At 64.0% G+C, this 19,374-nt stretch carries 21 protein-coding genes and 1 tRNA gene; 9 read left to right on the top strand and 13 right to left on the bottom strand.

What is annotated here, in order from left to right:
* Positions 1–13 precede the first annotated feature (13 nt).
* Genes rfbB through rfbD form a run of 4 tightly spaced genes read left to right on the top strand, consistent with a single transcriptional unit; the run spans position 14 to position 3,464 of the window.
* Positions 14–1,093 carry a dTDP-glucose 4,6-dehydratase gene (gene rfbB, locus VE092_RS04095; RefSeq protein WP_324874475.1) on the top strand — a complete coding sequence of 360 codons (1,080 nt, stop codon included), beginning with the start codon at positions 14–16 and terminating at the stop codon, positions 1,091–1,093.
* On the top strand, positions 1,090–1,992 hold the full coding sequence (rfbA, locus tag VE092_RS04090) for a glucose-1-phosphate thymidylyltransferase RfbA (protein WP_324874079.1): 903 nt from the start codon (positions 1,090–1,092) through the stop codon (positions 1,990–1,992). The genes rfbB and rfbA overlap by 4 nt, the downstream gene beginning before the upstream one ends.
* Positions 1,993–2,010: 18 nt before the next feature.
* On the top strand, positions 2,011–2,556 hold the full coding sequence (rfbC, locus tag VE092_RS04085) for a dTDP-4-dehydrorhamnose 3,5-epimerase (protein ID WP_324874077.1): 546 nt from the start codon (positions 2,011–2,013) through the stop codon (positions 2,554–2,556).
* Positions 2,553–3,464, top strand: a complete 912-nt coding sequence (gene rfbD, locus VE092_RS04080; protein WP_324874075.1) for a dTDP-4-dehydrorhamnose reductase — start codon at positions 2,553–2,555, stop codon at positions 3,462–3,464. Before rfbC ends, rfbD begins: the two co-directional genes overlap by 4 nt.
* A 243-nt stretch (positions 3,465–3,707) precedes the next feature.
* Here the strand turns inward: rfbD and VE092_RS04075 are convergent.
* Positions 3,708–3,783, bottom strand: a tRNA-Arg gene (locus VE092_RS04075).
* 233 nt (positions 3,784–4,016) lie between these two features.
* Between VE092_RS04075 and VE092_RS04070 the strand changes: the two genes are divergently transcribed.
* Positions 4,017–4,577, top strand: coding sequence for a c-type cytochrome (locus VE092_RS04070; protein WP_324874073.1), 561 nt, complete (start codon positions 4,017–4,019; stop codon positions 4,575–4,577).
* A gap of 155 nt (positions 4,578–4,732) precedes the next feature.
* Here VE092_RS04070 and VE092_RS04065 read toward each other — a convergent pair whose 3' ends face one another.
* The 5 genes from VE092_RS04065 to VE092_RS04045 all read right to left on the bottom strand — a co-directional run bounded on the left by VE092_RS04065 (position 4,733) and on the right by VE092_RS04045 (position 8,242).
* Positions 4,733–5,458 (bottom strand): OmpA family protein, encoded by a 726-nt coding sequence (locus VE092_RS04065; protein WP_324874071.1) that lies wholly within the window; start codon positions 5,456–5,458, stop codon positions 4,733–4,735.
* Between the two features lie 163 nt (positions 5,459–5,621).
* Positions 5,622–6,059, bottom strand: a complete 438-nt coding sequence (locus VE092_RS04060; RefSeq protein WP_324874069.1) for a hypothetical protein — start codon at positions 6,057–6,059, stop codon at positions 5,622–5,624.
* Between the two features lie 36 nt (positions 6,060–6,095).
* On the bottom strand, positions 6,096–6,506 hold the full coding sequence (locus VE092_RS04055; RefSeq protein WP_324874067.1) for a phage holin family protein: 411 nt from the start codon (positions 6,504–6,506) through the stop codon (positions 6,096–6,098).
* 11 nt (positions 6,507–6,517) lie between these two features.
* Positions 6,518–6,826 carry a DUF883 family protein gene (locus VE092_RS04050; RefSeq protein WP_077236255.1) on the bottom strand — a complete coding sequence of 103 codons (309 nt, stop codon included), beginning with the start codon at positions 6,824–6,826 and terminating at the stop codon, positions 6,518–6,520.
* A gap of 279 nt (positions 6,827–7,105) precedes the next feature.
* On the bottom strand, positions 7,106–8,242 hold the full coding sequence (locus VE092_RS04045) for a type 1 glutamine amidotransferase (protein ID WP_324874064.1): 1,137 nt from the start codon (positions 8,240–8,242) through the stop codon (positions 7,106–7,108).
* A gap of 309 nt (positions 8,243–8,551) precedes the next feature.
* On the opposite strand from VE092_RS04045, the gene VE092_RS04040 reads away from it, so the two are divergent.
* Positions 8,552–9,073, top strand: a complete 522-nt coding sequence (locus VE092_RS04040) for an NAD(P)H-dependent oxidoreductase (RefSeq protein ID WP_324874062.1) — start codon at positions 8,552–8,554, stop codon at positions 9,071–9,073.
* Positions 9,074–9,127: 54 nt separating this feature from the next.
* Complete coding sequence (gene kefC / locus VE092_RS04035; RefSeq protein WP_324874060.1) at positions 9,128–10,957, top strand: glutathione-regulated potassium-efflux system protein KefC; 1,830 nt, start codon at positions 9,128–9,130, stop codon at positions 10,955–10,957.
* A 138-nt stretch (positions 10,958–11,095) separates the two neighbouring features.
* On the opposite strand, the gene VE092_RS04030 is transcribed toward kefC, so the two are convergent.
* The 5 genes from VE092_RS04030 to VE092_RS04010 all read right to left on the bottom strand — a co-directional run bounded on the left by VE092_RS04030 (position 11,096) and on the right by VE092_RS04010 (position 16,120).
* Positions 11,096–12,580, bottom strand: a complete 1,485-nt coding sequence (locus VE092_RS04030) for a DegQ family serine endoprotease (RefSeq protein ID WP_324874058.1) — start codon at positions 12,578–12,580, stop codon at positions 11,096–11,098.
* A gap of 171 nt (positions 12,581–12,751) precedes the next feature.
* Positions 12,752–14,086 carry an ATP-binding protein gene (locus VE092_RS04025; RefSeq protein WP_324874056.1) on the bottom strand — a complete coding sequence of 445 codons (1,335 nt, stop codon included), beginning with the start codon at positions 14,084–14,086 and terminating at the stop codon, positions 12,752–12,754.
* On the bottom strand, positions 14,083–14,739 hold the full coding sequence (locus VE092_RS04020; protein WP_324874054.1) for a response regulator: 657 nt from the start codon (positions 14,737–14,739) through the stop codon (positions 14,083–14,085). The genes VE092_RS04025 and VE092_RS04020 overlap by 4 nt, the downstream gene beginning before the upstream one ends.
* A gap of 15 nt (positions 14,740–14,754) precedes the next feature.
* Positions 14,755–14,949, bottom strand: coding sequence for a DUF2905 domain-containing protein (locus tag VE092_RS04015; RefSeq protein ID WP_034332265.1), 195 nt, complete (start codon positions 14,947–14,949; stop codon positions 14,755–14,757).
* A 10-nt stretch (positions 14,950–14,959) separates the two neighbouring features.
* Positions 14,960–16,120, bottom strand: a complete 1,161-nt coding sequence (locus tag VE092_RS04010; RefSeq protein WP_324874049.1) for a class I SAM-dependent methyltransferase — start codon at positions 16,118–16,120, stop codon at positions 14,960–14,962.
* Between the two features lie 44 nt (positions 16,121–16,164).
* Between VE092_RS04010 and VE092_RS04005 the strand changes: the two genes are divergently transcribed.
* Both VE092_RS04005 and VE092_RS04000 read left to right on the top strand, forming a co-directional pair.
* Complete coding sequence (locus VE092_RS04005; protein ID WP_180668591.1) at positions 16,165–16,932, top strand: SDR family oxidoreductase; 768 nt, start codon at positions 16,165–16,167, stop codon at positions 16,930–16,932.
* A gap of 17 nt (positions 16,933–16,949) precedes the next feature.
* Positions 16,950–17,345 (top strand): dihydroneopterin aldolase, encoded by a 396-nt coding sequence (locus tag VE092_RS04000; RefSeq protein ID WP_324874045.1) that lies wholly within the window; start codon positions 16,950–16,952, stop codon positions 17,343–17,345.
* A 69-nt stretch (positions 17,346–17,414) separates the two neighbouring features.
* On the opposite strand, the gene VE092_RS03995 is transcribed toward VE092_RS04000, so the two are convergent.
* Positions 17,415–18,047, bottom strand: a complete 633-nt coding sequence (locus tag VE092_RS03995; RefSeq protein WP_324874043.1) for a YitT family protein — start codon at positions 18,045–18,047, stop codon at positions 17,415–17,417.
* Positions 18,040–19,230: an aromatic amino acid transaminase gene (locus VE092_RS03990; protein ID WP_039873775.1), complete on the bottom strand. Its 1,191-nt coding sequence runs from the start codon at positions 19,228–19,230 to the stop codon at positions 18,040–18,042. Before VE092_RS03990 ends, VE092_RS03995 begins: the two co-directional genes overlap by 8 nt.
* Positions 19,231–19,374: the final 144 nt, after the last annotated feature.

Below are 19,374 nucleotides of genomic sequence, written 5' to 3'. Positions count from 1 at the left end.
CTCGGACCTCGCCATGATTTTCGTCACCGGCGGCGCCGGTTTCATCGGCAGCAACTTCATCCTCGACTGGTTGGCGCAAGCAGCTGCCGAACCCGTGCTCAACATCGATAAGCTGACCTACGCCGGCAATCCCTACAACCTGGAGGCCGTCGCGGGCGACGCGCGCTATGCATTCGTGCAGGCCGATATCTGCGATGAAACTGCGATAGCCACCTTGCTGTCACGCTACCGGCCGCGCGCGATCGTGCATCTCGCGGCGGAAAGCCATGTCGACCGCTCCATCCATAGCCCGGACGAATTCATCCGCACCAACGTCAACGGTACATTCAACCTGCTCAACCGGGCGTTGCACTACTGGTCGACCCTACCCGGACCGGAACAGGCAGACTTTCGTTTCCTCCACGTTTCCACGGACGAGGTCTATGGCAGTCTGGAGCCGCAAAGCCCCCCGTTTTCCGAAGACGCGCCCTACACGCCCAACAGTCTATATTCAGCCTCCAAGGCAGCGTCGGACCATCTGGTGCGCGCCTATCACCAAACCTATGGGCTGCCCACACTGACCACCAACTGCTCCAACAACTACGGTCCCTATCATTTCCCGGAAAAGCTCATTCCGCTGGTCATCGCCAACGCCTTGGCCGGCAATCCGCTGCCCATCTATGGCGACGGGATGCAGATCAGGGACTGGTTATACGTCACAGATCACTGCACGGCCCTGCGCACCATCCTCGCACACGGTGCGACCGGAGAGACCTACAATATCGGTGGCGGAAACGAGCAGACCAACCTGCACGTGGTGCATACACTCTGCGACATCCTCGACGAACTGGCCGCGCGCGCCCAGGGCAGCTATCGCGACCTGATCACCTTCGTGAAGGACCGGCCTGGGCATGACCGCCGCTATGCCATCGATTCCGGCAAGCTTGAACGCACTCTGGGATGGCAGCCTGCGGAATCCTTCCAGAGTGGCATCCGCAAGACGGTGCAGTGGTATCTGGCCAATGGAGAATGGGTGCGCCAGGTGCGTTCGGGCGCCTATCTTAACTGGTTGCGCCAGCAATACGGTGATCATCCCCCAGGAGCATTGATATGAGCGACGCGACTCCCCTACTGCGCCGCAAAGGCATCATCCTCGCCGGCGGCTCCGGCACGCGGCTGTATCCGGCCACGCAGGTCGCCTCCAAGCAGCTCATGCCGATCTATGACAAGCCGATGGTGTACTACCCTTTGTCGAGCCTGATGCTGGCGGGGATCCGCGATATTCTGGTGATTTCCACACCGAGGGACACGCCGCGCTTTGTCGAACTGTTGGGCGACGGTCAGCAATGGGGCTTGCACATCAGCTACGCCGTGCAGCCGTCTCCGGACGGACTGGCACAGGCTTTCCTGATCGGCCGGGATTTCATCGGCAAGGATCCCTGCGCGCTCATCCTTGGGGACAACATATTCTACGGACGCGACCTCGAACCGCCGATGCGTCAGGCCAATGCCCGGCACGATGGCGCCACAGTCTTCGCCTACCATGTGCAGGATCCCGAACGCTATGGCGTCATCGAGTTCGACCGGGAAAGGCGTGCCATTGGAATCGAAGAGAAACCGGCGCAACCCAGGTCAAATTTCGCCGTGACCGGACTGTATTTCTACGATAACCGGGTGATCGACATTGCGCGCAGCATCCGGCCCTCGGCGCGCGGCGAACTGGAAATCACCGATATCAATCGCAGCTACCTAGAGTCGGGACAACTGCATGTCGAAGTGATGGGGCGCGGCATTGCGTGGCTCGATACCGGTACCCATGAGTCGCTGTTGGATGCGGGGCAGTTCATTGCCACCATCGAGAAACGCCAGGGCCTGAAGATTGCCTGCCCGGAAGAGATCGCTTATCGCCGCGGCTATATCGACGCCCTGCAGCTGGAAAGACTGGCCGCGCCGTTGCAGAACAACGCCTATGGTCGATACCTGCTGCAGCTGTTGACCGAAATGAGTTATTGACAGAAATTCCTGCACCCCATGCTGGTCATCCCGACACCCCTTCCTGGCGCGATGCTGATCGAACCACGCCTCTTCAGCGACCATCGCGGCTTTTTCTACGAAAGCTTCAATGCGCGCGACTTCGAGGCCCAGACCGGGATCGATGTCCGTTTCGTGCAGGATAACCACTCTCTCTCGGCGCGAGGCGTCTTGCGCGGCCTGCATTACCAGCTTCCCCGCGCACAGGGCAAGCTGGTACGCGTGATCCGGGGTGCGGTGCTGGATGTGATCCTCGACATCCGCCGCAGCTCGCCTACCTTCGGTCAGTGGTTCAGCCAGGTACTGAGTGCCGACAACAGGCTGCAGCTGTGGCTTCCGCCGGGATTCGCGCATGGCATTTCGGTGCTGGAAGACGCGACCGAAGTTCTTTACAAGACCACCGATTACTGGATGCCGGAACACGAACGCACCATCCTCTGGAACGACCCGGCTCTGGGCATTGACTGGCAACTGCCGGGGGAACCCATCCTCTCCGACAAGGACCGGTGTGGCATCCCGCTGGCGCAGGCCGAGGTGTTCGGATGAGCCGACCGCGCGTCCTCCTCACCGGTGCAGCGGGACAGGTAGGACAGGCTTTGGCGCGACGCCTGGATGGCGTCGACCTGATCACACCCGCGCGCACCGAACTGGATCTCGGCGACCCTGCGGCTATCGTCCGCTACCTGCACCAGACCAGGCCGGACCTGATCATCAATCCGGCCGCTTATACCGACGTTGACAAGGCCGAGAGCCATTCCGAGGCGGCCATGGCGATCAATGCCCTCGCGCCGCGGGTATTAGCGCGTCTCGCGCAGGACCACGGCATCGGGCTGATCCATTTCTCGACCGACTATGTCTTCGATGGCGCCCGGCCCGAGCCCTATGTGGAGACCGATGCCACGGCGCCGCTCAACGTCTACGGGCGCAGCAAGCGGGACGGCGAGGTCGCCGTGCTGGAAGAGTGCGAGGCTGCGTGGATATTGCGGACCAGCTGGATCTATTCCGCGCATGGCAGCAATTTCCTGAAGACGGTGCTGCGGCTGGCCCAGCAGCGCAAGCAACTGAACATCGTCGCCGATCAATGGGGAGCGCCGACCTGGGCGCGAACGATCGCCGACGCGGTCGCGCACATGCTGGGGCATGCCCACGAGCGCACTGCATTGACCTCCCGCATCCGGCAAACCCGCGGGCTCTATCATCTCACTGCCGGCGGCGCCACCAACTGGCATGACTATGCCTGCCACATCGTCCGGGCCATGCCTGCAATGGGTCTGCAGACACCGCTGACTGCGGCCGATGTCCTGCCCATCCCGGCTGCGGCCTATCCGACGGCGGCAGCCCGACCACGCAATTCGCGTCTGTGCACGGACAAGCTCACGCGCACCTTCGGCATCAGCTTGCCCACATGGGAGCAAGCCTTGCAGGAATGCCTCGGGGATTTCGACCAAGCTTAACAACCAGGCCGGGAAGGTATTGATATCGCGCAAAGTATTTATCCCGTAAGCAAAGGATAATCTTTCCCAGCAGAATACGTTGCTGTTTTGATAATTTGTATCGGACCGGCTTGTCTTGCTGGAAGAGTCGAAGGCGTTTTTCCACGGCGCAGCCGGGGGAAACTAGGCTGCCGGATCTCACCGGGCGGCAGAATGAAATCTGCTCACTTCGGTGAAAGAAATTCTGTCGGCGAGAGGGGGAAGTGGCGCGGCTGGCGGGGATCGAACCCACGACCCTTGGCTTCGGAGGCCAATACTCTATCCACTGAGCTACAGCCGCGCTGACGGGGCGAACCCCGGAAAGGCCTGAAGGATACCGCCTTTCCAGCAGGACGTCCATGGCACCGGCGGTTTTTCCGTGTCAAACGGAAAGCATTGTGACTATAATCAAGAGTTCGGCGAGAGAGCGCAATGAAAGCCCTGCCTGATCCTAGTTCCACGCAAAGCCAGGCGATACAAAGGGAACCGACGTTTTCCGCCCCAATTTCGAGGAAACATTACGGAGGGACGCCAATGAGCTCAGCTCAGCATGAACACGAGTCGGCAATCAAGACTCCCAAGCAATTGATCGCAGCGGTAGTCGCAGGTTTTATGGTTCCCATCGTGTGCATCGTGCTGCTGGTGCAGTACGTCACCAATGGCCAGAAGACCGGTGCCGGCTCCGACGGTCAGACGCCCGAGATGATCGCCGCGCGCATCAAGCCGGTCTCCGACGATGGCTTCACCTTCCGCGATGCCAACGGCCCCAAGCAACTGCTTTCCGGTGAAGAGGTCTACAAGACCACCTGCGCCGCCTGTCACGCTGCCGGTGTGGCCGGCGCGCCCAAGGTAGGCGATGCCGCCTCCTGGCAGGCCCGCATCGCTCAAGGCTATGACACCCTGGTCACGCATGCGATCAACGGCCTGCGCGCCATGCCCGCCAAGGGCGGCAATCCCGATCTGGACGATGTGGAGATCCAGCGCACCGTGGCCTACATGGCCAATCAGTCCGGCGCCAAGTTCAAGGAACCTGAAGCGAAGGCACCGGCTGCCGCGGACGCTGCGGCCCCGGCGGCTGAAACAGCGACCAAGTAAGGACATCCTCCTGCCGGAAACGGCGTGGCGGCGAAAAAAAATCCCCGAATCGGCTTCGGGGATTTTTTTTGCGGGGCGCTTCGACTCTTCTCGCCCCGTACGGGCTGGCCGACAGTGCACACGACACCGCTCAGCCGCGACTCACCCGATGATGCTCAATAACGCGGTGGCGGAGGCGGCGGATAGCCACCCGGAGCGTAACCCGCCGGGGCTTGCTGCACCGGGGCCGCAGCCTGCTGCTCGGCCACGAAGATTTCCACCCGGCGGTTCTTGGCGCGGTTGGCGTCGGAGTTGTTGGGTACCAGCGGTTCATGCGAACCGCGTCCCATGATCACGAAACGATTGGCCGCCACGCCGCGCGAGCTGAGATAGTCGCGGGTACGGGCTGCGCGCTGTTGCGACAGGGGGTCGTTGATCGCATCGCTACCGGTATTGTCGGTATGGCCGACGATGGTGACCGTGGTGGCCGGATTCTCAACCAAGGTGGCCGCGAAACGATCCAGCACCGGACGCATTTCCGGCTTGATGTCGGCACGACCGGTGTCGAAGGAGATATCGCTGGGGATTTCCAGCTTCAGGCGATTATCGGCCGTCTGTGTGACCTGCACGCCGGTACCCTGGGTCGCCTGTTCCATGGCGCGTTTCTGGTTTTCCATGCGGTTGGACCAGATGTTGCCGGCCACCGCGCCGATGGCGCCACCAATGGCTGCACCACCCAGGGCGCGTCCGCCACCGCCACCACCGGTGGCCGCGCCGATGATACCGCCCAGACCGGCGCCGATGCCGGCACCGGTTGCCGTACCGCGTTGCGTCGGGCTCATGTCGGCACAACCGGAGAGCGCCAGCACACCGGCGAACGCCGCAATCGAGAGTTTCTTCATGTCATGTCCTTTCTTGTCTTTTGGTCTTGTTTTCCGGGCTCGCGGCCGGTGTTCTTCAGAGCCTCGGGCGACCGATATGTTCCTGGCGCGACGACCGGAGCGCCAAATGAGAAAGGCATCCGGAAGATCGGATGCCTTTGTCTGGGCGATGCTGCATGCATGCTCAGTCCGGCCGTGACGGTCCCTCCAGCTCCACCATCTGTTCGGCCTGCGCGTCCGCCGGTGCAGCACGCTGGCTGAAATAATAGGCCAGCCCGCCGACCGCGGCGATCACGCCTCCCATCAGCAACGGCTTGCGCAGCCATCGGCGCGAGAGCAGCGAAGCGCCCGTCATCAGCAGCGGCGTCACCGTCTGCAAATTCAGATTGCCCAGGCCGCCGCTGCTGAGCGACTTGATCGATTGCACCGCCTTGCCGCCACCGAACAACGACGCGGCAAAATGGCCCACCCGGCTCAACGCGCCCTTGGCCAGGGATTCAGCACTGAGGTTTTCGCGCACCACCTCGCGCGCTTCCATCACGCCCAGCCGGTACAGCGCACCCTGCGCCAATACCTTGCGCTTGCGCTCTTCATGGGTCATGCCGTGATCCTGGTCCGTCATGCTGTCCTCACTCATCACTCGGTGGAAAAAGCGCATTCACAACAGCGCATCGCGGTCCTTGCGCAACTCGGCCATGGTCTGCGGCAGGGATAGCTTGCCTTGCAGCAGCACCGAGCGGGCATACCACACCAGTCCCACGGTCAGCGCGGTGAAGAAGAAACCCAGCAAGGCCAGGATCTTCCAACCCCAGGCGTCCCAGGCCAACATCACGATCAGCACCGACCAGAAGGCGATGGCAAACCACAAGCCCACGGCCGCCAGCACGAAGATCACGGCAAAGCGTAACAGGTTGGCCCCGATCTCGGACATTTCCAGCGAGGCCAGTTCGATGCGGCTGATGATCAGCCCGAGCAAGTTCTTGGCCAGGCCCAACAGGCCGGCCGTCAGACCCGGGTGGGCCGCCTGCGCCGCGGGGGCGGCCGGGCTTTCCTTGGGGGACTTCGCCATGGACGCGGCGCTTACTTGCTGCGACCGATGACCAGACCGACCAGCAGGCCCAGGCCGGCCGAGATGGCCACGGCACGCCACGGATTCTCGTGGACGTAGTCGTCGGTCTTGGCGGCCACTTCCTTGCCCTTCTCGATGGCAGCGGCTTGCGCACCCTGGGCCGCCTCGGCAGCGGCTTCCAGCAGGGTCAGGCCCTTGGCGCGCAGTTCGTCGGCCTTTTCACCGGTGGCGGCAGCGGCTTCGGCGAACAATGCCTGGGCGTCCTTGACCAGGGTCTTCATGTCATTGCGGACGGTCTTCAGTGCGGGGGATTGAGGCATTTAAATTCTCCTTTTTTGCCGGTTATGGAAAAGACAAACAGGTCGTCGCTCCCTGTACGCCCTGGGCCGGGCCGGCTTGCTGCATTGCGACGACACTTTGATTCTACAGAGTCCGCTTCCCGACGGGTAGCGTATTGCGGCCCTGCTGCACATGCTCCGCAGCCGGCTTGCGCCAGCGCAAAAACGGTTCGATGACGCTGCCGCCGTTAGGTTCCGACGGATTATCCCGGCTGCAGGCAGGCCGGGAGCGCGATCCGCAGCGACGCGCATCGACCCGCCTCAGAAGCGGGTTTCGCGCGCCGCTCTCAGGAAACTGTCGAGGATGGGGGTGCAGTCGAGCAGCTCGGCCCCGCCCGCGCGGTGGAATTCCGGATGCCATTGCAGACCCATCACGAATGGTGCCTTGCGATAGCGGATGGCCTCCACGATCTGGTCCGGCCCCGACACCGCTTCCACCGACAGGTCTCGGCCCAGATCGCGCACTGCCTGATGGTGGATGGAGTTGACCACGGCGTTCTCGGTCTTGACCATGCCGGCCAGCGAGGAGCCCTGCGGGAAATGCAGCGCGTGGTAGTTGCTGTCGTACTGGTCGTTGACGTGCGGAATGGCGGTGGGCACATCGGTGGCGATGTCCTGATACAGCGTGCCACCGAAGGCCACGTTGATCAGCTGGCAGCCGCGGCAGATCCCCAGCACCGGCTTGCCGGCCTCGATGAATTCGTGCAGCAGTTCCAGCTCGTACATGTCGCGCACGCGGTCACCGCTCCACTCCGGGCGGGTAGCGGCCTGGGCATAGCTCTGCGGCGAGACGTCGGCACCGCCCTGCAGTACCAGGCCGTCGAGATGCTTGGCATAGTCGCGCAAGCGGATATTGCTGGGGTGGACCAGGCCATTGGTATTGACGGTGGGGATCATGAACACCAGCACATCGCGCGACATCACCCATTGCGCAATCGATTCCTCCAGATACTGCAAGGTCTTGCTGCGCAGCCCCTTGGCCCCGCTCTCGGGGTGGAAGATGCGGGCCGACACGCCGATCTTCAGGGTGCGCTGCATGACGCGGCGACCGGCCTTGTCCGACAGCTGGCGCAGGCGCGCGGTGAGGAAGCGCCAGGTCTGCGCCCACGGCGCATCGCCGGCATGATGCGGCGGCGGGGGCAGCGAGGAATACGGGCTTTGCTGCGGGTTCTGCTGTGCCTGGGCCTGCGTCGCCTCGGCGGCGGGCTGGGCCCCGGGGCCGGGCTGCACCGGGGCGCTAGTCGCGCTGGTCGTCACTACCGGCACCGGCTGTGCCGCCGCAGGATGCTGGGAGGCGGCCGCCGCGCCGGAAGCGTCGGCAGACACGGGCTTGGCCGGGACCGCACCCGGAGTGCGGTCGGGAGGCAGGTTGGCTTCGGAATCTTGGATGTCGGACATGGCTGCAATAAATGATCAGGATGAATGAACTGCGGCAGGCGTCGCGGGCTGCACCTGACGGCGATGATGCTGCAGAGGACCCGGGGAGTGGCTGAGTATAAGCGCATTGCCTGCCTTTGGACACCCGCTGCCCGGTGTGCCGGCCGGGTGGCCGCGCTGGCGGCAAGCAGTTTCGTACAAGCCGCCCGCCCTGCTTTCGTGGCACACTCCTTCCCCTCGTACTGGCAGACAACGCAAACGCCGTGCATGTTCCGATCAATTTCGCCGGAACGGCCCGATCCGCCAGACCAACCCTCCCCTCGTGCCATCATGCCCAAGGTCCTGATCCTCTACGCCCATCCCGCCGCCGAGCTCTCGCGCACCAACCGCCTCATGCTGGAAGCCGCCGCCCGGCTGCCCGAGGTACAGGTGCACGATCTCTACGAGCAGTATCCGGATTTCCACATTGACGTCGACCGCGAACAGCAACTGCTGAGCAGCGCCGAGCTGATCGTGATGCAGCATCCCATCCATTGGTACAGCATGCCGGCGCTGCAGAAGGAATGGCTGGATCGCGTGCTGGCGCGCGGCTGGGCCTTCGGTCACGACGGGCTTGCCCTGCAGGGCAAGCGTTTCTGGCTGGTCGCCACCACCGGTGGCGAGGCCGCCTCCTACAGCAGCGGCGGCCGTCACGGTCACCGCTTCGCGGACTTCCTGCCGCCCTATCAGCAGACCGCCCGCCTGTGCGGCATGCAATGGATGGAGCCCCTGATCCTGCACGGCGCCCACCATATCCCTCCGCTGGAATTCCAGCATCATGTGGAACGCTACCTGCAAGGCCTGCAGGCATGATGCGCGCCGGCCGCTGGCCCCTCCCGACCCTATTCTTCAAGACTGGACGCCCCCATGGATGAACAACTGCTCATCGCCCTGGTTTACCTGCTCGCTGCGGTGGCCGCCGTCCCCATCGCCAAGCGCCTGGGCCTGGGCGCCGTGCTGGGCTACCTGCTGGCCGGCATTGTCATCGGTCCGTGGGGGCTGGGACTGATCACCGAGGTCAAGCACATCCTCGAATTCTCGGAGTTCGGGGTGGTCCTGCTACTGTTCCTGATCGGACTGGAACTCGATCCCAAACGCCTGTGGGCGCTGCGCCGCTCCATCTTCGGCTGGGGCAGTGTGCAGGTCGCCAGTGTCTCGCTGGCGCTGTTCGCCGCAGCCCTGGCCGCCGGCGTACCCTGGCGCATCGGCCTGATCGCCGCGCTGGGGATGTCGCTCTCTTCCACCGCCATCGCCCTGGCCACGCTGGGCGAACGCAAGCTCACCGCCACCCCTGCCGGCGCGGCGGGCTTTTCCATTCTGCTGTTCCAGGATATCGCCGCCATCCCGATGATGGCCGCAGTTCCGCTACTGGGCGTGGCCGCCAGCCAGGGCAGCGGCCAGGGCTGGTTGCACGCAGGTCAGGTGGCTCTGGTGATCGCCCTGCTGATCTTCGGCGGGCGGGTACTGATCCGTCCCATCCTGCGCATCATCGCCAAGACCGACATGCGCGAGATCTTCACCGCCTTCGCCCTGTTGCTGGTGATCGCCACCTGTCTGCTGATGCAGTCGGTAGGCATGTCGATGGCCCTCGGGACCTTCCTGGCCGGTGTGCTGCTGGCCGACTCCGAATATCGCCACGCCCTGGAAAGCGACCTGGAGCCCTTCAAGGGCCTGTTGCTGGGCCTGTTCTTCATCGCTGTGGGCATGTCGGTGGACTTCGGCGTGTTCCTGGCGCAGCCGTGGCGCATCATCGGTCTGGTGCTGGGCTTCCTGACCATCAAGACCGGCGTGATGTGGATCCTCGGACGCTGCTTCGGGATCCCGCGTGGCCAGCAATTGTTCTTTGCCTTCCTGCTCTCACAGGGCGGGGAATTTGCCTTCATCGTCTTTGGCGCGGCCGTCACCGCCAAGGTACTCACCCCCGAGATCTCTTCCATGCTGGTGGTGGTAGTGGCCTTGTCGATGCTGGTCACGCCGCTGCTGTTGCTGGTGCATGACCGCCTGTTGGTGCGCTGGCTGGAAGGCGGCAAGCGCCGACCGGAAGACAAGATCGATCCGCAGGACCATCAGGTCATCATCGCCGGCTTCGGCCGCTTCGGCCAGATCGTCGGCCGCCTGCTGGCGGCCAATGGCATCGGTGCCACGGTGCTGGACCACGACCCCGATCAGATCGACTTCCTGCGCAAGTTCGGCTTCAAGGTGTTCTATGGCGACGCCACCCGCATCGACCTGTTGCGCACCGCCGGCGCCGACAAGGCGCGGGTGCTGGTGATCGCCATCGACGATGCACAAGCCGCGCTGGAGATGGTGGACAAGGTGCGCGAGGAATTCCCGCACCTGCAGATCGCGGCCCGCGCGCGCAACGTCACGCACCTGTACGACCTGATGGACCGCGGCGTCACCGTCCTGGAACGCGAGACCTTCGAAAGCGCCCTGCACATGGGCCGGCAGGTCCTGCAGCAACTGGACTTCGGCGCCTACCGCGCGCGCGAGGCAGCCATGAAATTCCGCGCCCACAATCTCAAGACGCTGGAAGCGCTCTATCCGCACTACAAGAACCAGGCGCAGATGGTCTCGATGGCCGTGCAGGCCCGCGAAGAGCTGCAGGCCATGTTTGCCGGCGACCGCGAGGCCCTGGAGCGCGACCACTCCCACGACCAGTGGCGCCAGGAACCGCCAGCGCCGCCGGCCTCATAAAAAAAAGGCCGGACACGCTTGCGCACATCCGGCCAAATCCCTCACTGCTTACTGCTTACCACTTACTACAAGACTACCTACTACTCACTGCTTACTGCTCACCGGTACTACCCACTGCAAAAACGTCAATCGTTCAGATCAGTTCAGCGCCAGCGGCACGAAGATCTTTTCGTCACCGCGCTCCACCAGCAGTGCCACATTCTTGCCGGCCTCGGTGGCCAGCTTGCGCAGCTGGGCCACGCTCGACACCGGGGTGCCGTTGAGTGCCAGGATCACGTCACCGCTCTGGATGCCGGCCACGGCCGCCGGGCCGCTGGCATCTTCCACCAGCAAGCCCTTCTGCCCGCCCAACTGGGCCTGCTCATCCTTGTCCAGCGGACGCACCGCCAGTCCCAGCCGGCCCTGGTCGTCGGACTTGCCGGGCTTGGCATCGCTCTTGGCCTGCTTCACCTCGCCCACCGTCACGTTGACGGTGCGCACCTTGCCGGCCCGCATCACTTCCATCGGCTTGCTGCTGCCCGGCGCGGTATCGGCCACCAGGGTCGGCAGGTCTACCGAATGATCGATGGCGTGACCATCGAAGCTCAGGATCACGTCGCCCGGCTGCAGTCCCGCCTTGTCGGCCGGACTACCCTTTTCCACCGAACTGATCAGCGCGCCCTCGGCCTTCTTCAGTCCGAAGGAATCGGACAGCGCCTGGTTCAGATCCTGTACCGACACGCCGAGACGACCACGCGTCACCTTGCCGTGCGTGACCAGCTGCTGCTCCACCTTCATGGCCACGTCGATCGGAATGGAGAACGACAATCCCTGGAAGCCGCCGGTCTGGCTGTAGATCTGCGAATTGATGCCGATCACCTGGCCGTTCAGATCGAACAGCGGACCACCCGAGTTACCCGGATTGACGGCCACGTCGGTCTGGATGAAGGGCACGTAATTGTCGTCCGGCAGGCTACGCGACTTGGCGCTGACGATGCCTGCCGTCGCCGTATTGTCGAAGCCGTAGGGAGAACCAATGGCCAGTACCGGCTGGCCGACCTTGACCCGTGAGGGGTCGCCGATCTGGACCGTGGGGAGATTCTTGGCATCGATACGGATGACGGCGATGTCGCTCTGCTTGTCGATGCCCAGCACCTTGGCCTTGAATTCGCGACGGTCGGTCAGCTTCACCACCACTTCCTGGGCACCGTCGACCACGTGGGCGTTGGTGAGGATCAGACCATCCGGCGAGATGATGAAACCGGAGCCCAGGCCATGCATGATGCGCGGCTGCTGGGGCATCTGCAGTTGCGGGCCGAAACGCTTGAAGAATTCGGAGAAGGGATCGTTGGGGTCCACGCCGTTGTCGTCGTCATCGGCCACCTTGCGCGCCTTGCCGGTGACGCTGATGTTGACCACCGCCGGACCGTAGCGCTGCACGATGCCCGAGAAATCGGTTGCCGCCGCCACCACCGGTCCGGCCGGTGCCGTGGGCGCGGTATTGGAAGCCACCAGCGGGGCGCTGAGCGCGGCCGCGTGCGCCGACGGCAGGTCGGCACCCCGAAAATAGACGTAGCTGCCGCCGACCACTGCGGCAATCATGACGGCCAAAGTGTTACGAACAAAAACGATGCGACGGCTCATCTTCTTCTCCTTGATCGAACGGGATATCGGTGGTCGGGGCCGCCCTGCCGCACTTGCGCGGCTTGCTGGCCTCAACCGTTGGAGTGAAGATTAAGCAGTGAAAATTAAGACAAACTTAAGGCAGAAAAAAGAAGCATTGCAGGGCGTTTAATCCCGACCGGCGCGCGCGGACTAGGCCGGCAGCAGCACGAACTCGACACGCGCCTGCAAACCCTTGCCGGTATTGTGCAGGCTCACCGGCACCCGGTGCAGGTCGGCGATCTGGCGCACGATGGCCAGCCCAAGACCGCTACCGAAGGCGGCGCGCGCGCCGCCGCCCTCCTGCGCGCGCTGGGCGCGATAGAAGCGATCGAACACGCGCGGCAACTCGCTCTCGGCGATCCCCGGCCCGCTGTCCTGGATCACCACCGTGCAACGACCGGCAGCGGCCAGATCGAATCCGACATCCACCACCCCGCCCGCCGGCGTATAGCGCAGCGCATTGTCGACCAGGTTGTTGAAGAGAATGCGCAAGGCATCGGCATTGCCCTGTACCCGCAGCGGCCGGCCATCGTCACCGGTCTCGGAAAGACCCAGGTCGATGCCGCCATGCTCGGCCACCGAGGACAGGTCACCCACCACGCTGCCCAGCAGCGCGCGCAGATCCACCGGCGTGAAGCTCATGGCATCGGGTTCCTGCCGCGCCAGCGTGAGCAACTGGTGGACCAGGTGAGTGGTGCGCTCCAGCCCGCTCTTGAGGTCGGTGAAAGCGGCGCGCCGATCTTCCTCGTCGCCGGCGCGCTCGGCCAGTTGTGCCTGCAGGCGCAAGGCCGTCAGCGGCGTGCGCAATTCATGCGCGGCATCGGCGACGAAGGCGCGCTGGGTTTCGGTGGAATGCTTCAGACGCGCCAGCAGGTCATTCAAGGCATGCGTAAGCGGCTGGATCTCCTGCGGCATGCCCACGTCCGACAGCGGCTGCAGCGAATTCATGTCGCGTGCCGCCACTTCGGCGGCCGCCTTGCGTACCGGCGCCAGCCCACGGCTGACCGCCACCCACGACAGTACCCCGATCAGCGGGAACAGCAGCAGCAGCGGCACCACCGTCTTGACCGCCATCTGCGCGGCGATCTCGTCGCGCGCACTCTGCGGCTGTGCCACCTGCACCACGGTACTGCCGATCTGGGCGCTGTAGACCCGCCACATGCCATTGGGCCCGCGCACATTGGCAAAGCCCAGTTCGGCCTGGCGCGGCATGGCGCCGCGTGCGTGCGAGTGATAGATGACCGCGCCGCGGCTGTCCCAGATCTGCATCATGATCTCGTCTTCCAGCTCGGGGAACTGCTGGCCCGGCGAGATCGGCGAGAATGCCTGACGCGGCAGCGAGGCCGCGATCTGGCGCATCTGGTAATCGAAGATCTGGTTGGCCTCCCCGCGCGCCTGGAAGTACAGCGCCACCCCGGCCAGCACGATGATGGAGAACAGCCCCAGACCCAGCCACAGCAGCAGCTTGTTGCGGATCGATTTCATGCCGGCACCAGGTAACCCACGCCGCGCACGTTCTTGATGAAATCGCTGCCGACCTTCTTGCGCAGCGCATGAATGTGGACCTCGACGGCATTGCTCTCGATGCTGTCGTCCCAGCCATAGAGTTTTTCTTCCAGCTGGGCGCGTGAGAGCACCACGCCGGGGCGGTCCATGAAGGCCTGCAGGAGCGCGAACTCACGCGCCGACAGGTTGACCGGCTTGCCCCCCACCGTGACCTCGTGGGTGGCCGGATTCAACACCACCTCGCGCACCTGCACCAGGCTCTCGGCGCGCCCGGCCTGGCGCCGCGACAGCGCCCGCATACGCGCCGACAGTTCTTCCAGATCGAAGGGCTTGATCAGGTAATCATCGGCACCGGCATCCAGGCCGGCTACGCGGTCGGCCACTGCATCGCGGGCTGTCGTGATCAATACCGGAATGGCGCTGCCGCGCTCGCGCAGGGTGCGCAACACCGCCAGCCCGTCCTTTTGCGGCAGGCCCAGGTCCAGCAGCAGCATGGCGTAATCCTCGGCCCGCAGGGCCACGTCGGCAGACTTGCCGTCCTGTACCCAGTCGATGGTGAAGCCATCCTGGCGCAAACCCTTGCGCACCGCTTCGCCCACCATGGGATCGTCTTCCACCAGCAATACGCGCATAAAGGTGACTCCTCGTCAGAGTATCTTCGCCAGCAGGAAAACCACCACCGAGATCAGGATGGTCGAGGCGAAGGGTAGCGAAAAGATGCGGCCGAACAGGCGGAAACGCAAGTCCCCCGGCAGGCGGCCGATACCCAGCTTTTCCAGCCAGGGCAACAGGGTCGAGAACACGATGACCGAGAGGAAGATGACGACGATCCAGCGTATCAAGCGGTTCTCCTCAAAGTCGGTGGGTGCGGTCGTGACGCAGCATGCGGGCCGGCCATTCGACATTCTTGCCGATGGCCAGTACCTTGAACAGCTCGCCCATCTCGGCCGGGGAAATCAGCTTCTGCATGCCATTGGCCAGCGGCAGGTAGCGCAGGCTGTCCTCCGGCGAGGTGCGCAACAGCAGTTCGCCGATGCCGGCATTGAGCAGGAAGGCGCCCTGGCTGGTATAGGCCAGCACTTCGGCGCCCTCTTCCACCGCGGCCACCGCCATCGCGGTGAAATCGACGTGGGCCGTGATGTCCTGCAGGCCTGGCCAGTAGAACGGATCAGGGTGGGCATGATGGCGGTAGTGGCACATCAGCGTGCCCTGGTCACGGTCGTGCAGATAATATTCGGCGGCGGGAAAACCGTAGTCGGGGAGGATCGCCAGGGCGCCCGGCCCGCTGGCCAGCATGCGGCCCAAGGTATGCATGAAGCCGATGGCCACCGGCGCCAGCTCGGTCAGGTAACCTGGCGGCAATTGTTCCGCATCGGGGATCTGCGCCACCGGCAGCCCCGATACCGCCCGGTCTTCGAACTGCAGACGCCCGGCCGCGTCCAGTGCCACGCCGCGCTCCAGCCAGCCATCGTCGGCCTTCACGGCCAGCCGCACCGGCATGGCATCCAGCACTTCGTTACCGACCACCACGCCGGAAAAGGTTTCCGGCAGGGCATCGAGCCACTCCACCCGAGGGGCGAAGGCGGCCAGCGCCTCCTGCTGGCGTGCCCGCAACTGGGCGGAAATTTCCACGATGAAATATTTCTGCGGCAAGGCCTGGCGCGACTGCAGTTCGGTGAGGATATCGCGCGCCAGCTTGCCGGTGCCGGCGCCGAACTCCAGCAACACATTGTCCACGGCCGGACTGGCGGCGATCACCTCGGCGGCCAGGTGGGCCAGGGTCGCGCCATACAGGGGCGAGATTTCCGGCGCGGTTGTAAAATCGCCTTCTTTGCCCAGCTTGGACGAACCACCGCTGTAGTAGCCCACCTGCGGCGCATACAGGGCCAGATCCATGTAACGTTCGAAGGAAATCCAGCCACCGGCGGCGGCGATCTCGCCGGCGATCAGTTGCTGGAGGGTGTGCGATGCCAACTGTGCGTCGGCGTCTGGTTCGGGTAGTTGCGCTTGCATGGGCCGTATTGTATTGGAGTATCGGACTATTGGAGACCTGGAGCATGAGCTCATCCACTTCGGCCGGCGTCGCGCTGGTCACTGGCGCGGCGCGGCGCATCGGCAGGCATATCGCCCTGGCACTGGCGCGGGCCGGCTGGGACGTGGCCGTCCACTACAACCGTTCGCGCGAAGAGGCCGACACCCTGGTGCGCGAGATCGAAGCCCTCGGGCGCCGGGCGCTGGCCGTGCATGCCGAGCTGGGCGACCAGGCCCAGGTGAGCAGCCTGCTGGCCCAGGCCGCACCGCTGGGACGTGTGCGCTGTGTGGTCAACAACGCCTCGCTGTTCGATTTCGATGACGCCGCCAGCTTCGGCAACGAACGCCTGCTGCGCCACATGAGTGCCAATGTCGGCGCCCCGGTGTTGCTGGCGCAGGCCTTGTACGCGGCCACGCCGGAGGGCGAACAAGCCGTCGTGGTCAACCTGCTGGACCAGAAACTGTACAATCCCAATCCCGACTTCCTGTCCTACACCTTGTCCAAGGCTGCCCTGCACAGCGCCACCACCCTGCTGGCGCAGGCACTGGCGCCCAAGGTCCGGGTGGTGGGCGTGGCGCCCGGCCTGACCATGGTCTCGGGCGACCAGACCGAGCAACAGTTCGACCGGGCGCACACCGTCACGCCCCTTGGCCGTGGCAGCACCCCCGAGGACATCGCCGCTGCCGTCTGCTACGTGGCCTCGGCGCGGGCCGTGACGGGTACCACCCTGCTGGTCGATGGCGGCCAGCATTTGCTTCCCCTTTCGCGCGACGTCATGTTCGTGGCGAAATAACCTTTACATTTCTGATCATGCTCTTCCTGTCCCATCCTTCCCTGCAAGATTGCCGCCGCGTGTTCCTGCGCAACTACGAGGTGTTCATCAACATCGGCGTGCACGAGTTCGAAAAGAAGGGTGAGCAGCGCATCCTGATCAACGTCGATCTCTACGTACCGCTGGCCGATACCACCCCCACCGCCGACCATCTCGACGAAGTGGTCGACTATGACTTCATCCGCTCCACCATCGCCCAGCGCATGGCACGCGGCCACATCCACCTGCAGGAAACCCTGTGCGACGACGTGATGACGGCCATGCTGGCCCATCCCAAGGTGCGTGCGGTCCGCGTCTCCACCGAAAAGCCTGACGTCTATCCGGATTGCGATTCGGTGGGCGTGGAGACATTCCGCATCAAGACCCCGAGCTGATTCTGGCTTTCAGAAACAAAAACAGGCGTCCCCGCCAAGGGACGCCTGTCTGTTTCATGCGGCGCAACACTACATCCCCATATACCTGCCCGCCCGGTGATTCAAGGCAATCACCAGATTGGCAGTGACCGCACCCAGGATGGACGCCAGCAAGACCTGCGGCGTCACCACCAACAGCGAACACAGCACGATCACCACGTCCACGCCCATCTGCAGCTTGCCGGCACGCAGGCCGTAACGGTCCTGCAGGAACAGCGTAACCACGTTGATTCCGCCAAGGCTGGCGCCATGGCGGAACAGCATCACGAATCCCACCCCCATCAACAGGCCACCCAGCACCGCGCTGTAGAACAGGTCCAGCTTGCCGTAGCTGATGAAGTGCGGATGCATCAACGAAAAACCGGAGACCAGCGCCACCGCACAGAAGGTCTTGCCGGTGAAGCGCCGGCCCATCCGACGAAACGCGAAGTAGTAGAACGGGATGTTGATGACGAAGAACACCACGCCAAACGGCAGGCCCGTCAGGTAATGCGTCAGGAAGGCCAGGCCGGCGGTGCTGCCGGTCAACAGGCCCACCTGGCTGTACATGTTTACCGCCAGCGAGACGAAGAGTGTGCCGGCCACCAGCGCCAGCACGTCTTCATAGCTCTTGTGACGGATGTCGGCCGCAACCAATGCGGCCTTGCCTGTCACTTCAGCCACGCAGCACCTCGGCCATGGTCTCGGCCACGCGTGCAACGTTGCTGTCGTTGAGGCCGGCCACGCAGATGCGGCCCGTGCCGACAGCGTAGACACCGAACTCTTCGCGCAGACGGTCCACCTGGGCGGACGTCAGGCCGGTGTAACCGAACATGCCGTTCTGGCGCAGCAGGAAGGAAAAGTCCTGGTCCGGGACCGCGCTCTTGAGTTGCGATGCCAGCTTGACGCGCATGTCACGCACCCGTACCCGCATCTCCTCGACTTCGGCGCGCCATTGCGTGGCCAGCTTGTCGTCGCCCAGCACATGCGCCACCAGCAGCGCACCATTGCGCGCCGGGCTGGAATAGTTGCGACGCACGGTCAGCTTCAGTTGGCCCAGCACATTGGCGGCCTGCCCTGCCTGCGGGCAGAACACCGACAACGCACCGATGCGCTCGCTGTAGAGCGAGAAGATCTTGGAGAAGGAATTGGAGAGGAAGAACGGAATCTGGCGACGCACCGCCTCGCGCACCGGCCAGATGTCTTCGTCCAGGCTCTCGGCAAAGCCTTGGTAGGCCAGGTCGAAGAAGGGCAGCAGACCGCGCTTTTCGAGCACATCGACGATCTGTTCCCACTGCGCGCGGGTCGGATCGACGCCGGTAGGATTGTGGCAGCAGGGGTGCAGCAGCACCACCGCGCCCTTGGGCAGGGAATCCAGCTTGGCCAGCATGCCCTCGAAGTTCAGGCCCTTGGTCTGCGCATCGTAGTAGGGGTAACGCTCGGTCTTGAAGCCGGCGCCTTCGAAGATGCCGACGTGGTTGTCCCAGGTCGGGTCCGGCAGCCAGATGGTGGGCTGCGGGAAGAAACGCGCGATCAGGTCGGCACCCACCTTGAGCGCGCCCGAGCCGCCCAGGGTCTGCACGATGGCCAGATGTTCCGCCGAGGGCAGATCCGCACCGAAGAGCAGCTTGGCCACCGCCTGGCGATAGGCGGCATGGCCTTCCATGGGCAGATAGACATAGGGCGCGCCGGCTTCGGCCACAGCCGCGGCGGCGGTGCGCACCGAGGGCAGCACCGGCACCACGCCACGGCCATCGGTATAGATGCCGATGGAAAGGTTGACCTTGTTGCTGCGCTCGTCGCGCTGGAACTGTTCCATCAGGCTCAGGATGGGATCGCCGGCATACGGCGGGAGATGCGAAAACATGAGGACCTCGTCAGATTGAGAAACGCCGATGCCGGTGCAGCCGAGCTTCACCGGCAAAACCGCCATGGTAGCGCGGCGCGGGGAAAATTTCCCGCTTTGCGTTGGCGTGATCGCCGGTTCACAGGACTTTCTTCAGGCACGGGG

It is taken from the genome of Herbaspirillum sp., from assembly GCF_035644555.1.
Taxonomy (GTDB): domain Bacteria; phylum Pseudomonadota; class Gammaproteobacteria; order Burkholderiales; family Burkholderiaceae_D; genus Herbaspirillum.
This window is presented reverse-complemented; position numbering and strand designations above follow the sequence as displayed.

Coding starts and splice junctions, on each gene's coding strand:
- rfbB (WP_324874475.1), top strand. CDS start 14: ATGATTTTCGTCACCGGCGGCGCCGGTTTCATCGGCAGCAACTTCATC.
- rfbA (WP_324874079.1), top strand. CDS start 1,090: ATGAGCGACGCGACTCCCCTACTGCGCCGCAAAGGCATCATCCTCGCC.
- rfbC (WP_324874077.1), top strand. CDS start 2,011: ATGCTGGTCATCCCGACACCCCTTCCTGGCGCGATGCTGATCGAACCA.
- rfbD (WP_324874075.1), top strand. CDS start 2,553: ATGAGCCGACCGCGCGTCCTCCTCACCGGTGCAGCGGGACAGGTAGGA.
- VE092_RS04070 (WP_324874073.1), top strand. CDS start 4,017: ATGAGCTCAGCTCAGCATGAACACGAGTCGGCAATCAAGACTCCCAAG.
- VE092_RS04065 (WP_324874071.1), bottom strand. CDS start 5,458: ATGAAGAAACTCTCGATTGCGGCGTTCGCCGGTGTGCTGGCGCTCTCC.
- VE092_RS04060 (WP_324874069.1), bottom strand. CDS start 6,059: ATGACGGACCAGGATCACGGCATGACCCATGAAGAGCGCAAGCGCAAG.
- VE092_RS04055 (WP_324874067.1), bottom strand. CDS start 6,506: ATGGCGAAGTCCCCCAAGGAAAGCCCGGCCGCCCCCGCGGCGCAGGCG.
- VE092_RS04050 (WP_077236255.1), bottom strand. CDS start 6,826: ATGCCTCAATCCCCCGCACTGAAGACCGTCCGCAATGACATGAAGACC.
- VE092_RS04045 (WP_324874064.1), bottom strand. CDS start 8,242: ATGTCCGACATCCAAGATTCCGAAGCCAACCTGCCTCCCGACCGCACT.
- VE092_RS04040 (WP_324874062.1), top strand. CDS start 8,552: ATGCCCAAGGTCCTGATCCTCTACGCCCATCCCGCCGCCGAGCTCTCG.
- kefC (WP_324874060.1), top strand. CDS start 9,128: ATGGATGAACAACTGCTCATCGCCCTGGTTTACCTGCTCGCTGCGGTG.
- VE092_RS04030 (WP_324874058.1), bottom strand. CDS start 12,580: ATGAGCCGTCGCATCGTTTTTGTTCGTAACACTTTGGCCGTCATGATT.
- VE092_RS04025 (WP_324874056.1), bottom strand. CDS start 14,086: ATGAAATCGATCCGCAACAAGCTGCTGCTGTGGCTGGGTCTGGGGCTG.
- VE092_RS04020 (WP_324874054.1), bottom strand. CDS start 14,739: ATGCGCGTATTGCTGGTGGAAGACGATCCCATGGTGGGCGAAGCGGTG.
- VE092_RS04010 (WP_324874049.1), bottom strand. CDS start 16,120: ATGCAAGCGCAACTACCCGAACCAGACGCCGACGCACAGTTGGCATCG.
- VE092_RS04005 (WP_180668591.1), top strand. CDS start 16,165: ATGAGCTCATCCACTTCGGCCGGCGTCGCGCTGGTCACTGGCGCGGCG.
- VE092_RS04000 (WP_324874045.1), top strand. CDS start 16,950: ATGCTCTTCCTGTCCCATCCTTCCCTGCAAGATTGCCGCCGCGTGTTC.
- VE092_RS03990 (WP_039873775.1), bottom strand. CDS start 19,230: ATGTTTTCGCATCTCCCGCCGTATGCCGGCGATCCCATCCTGAGCCTG.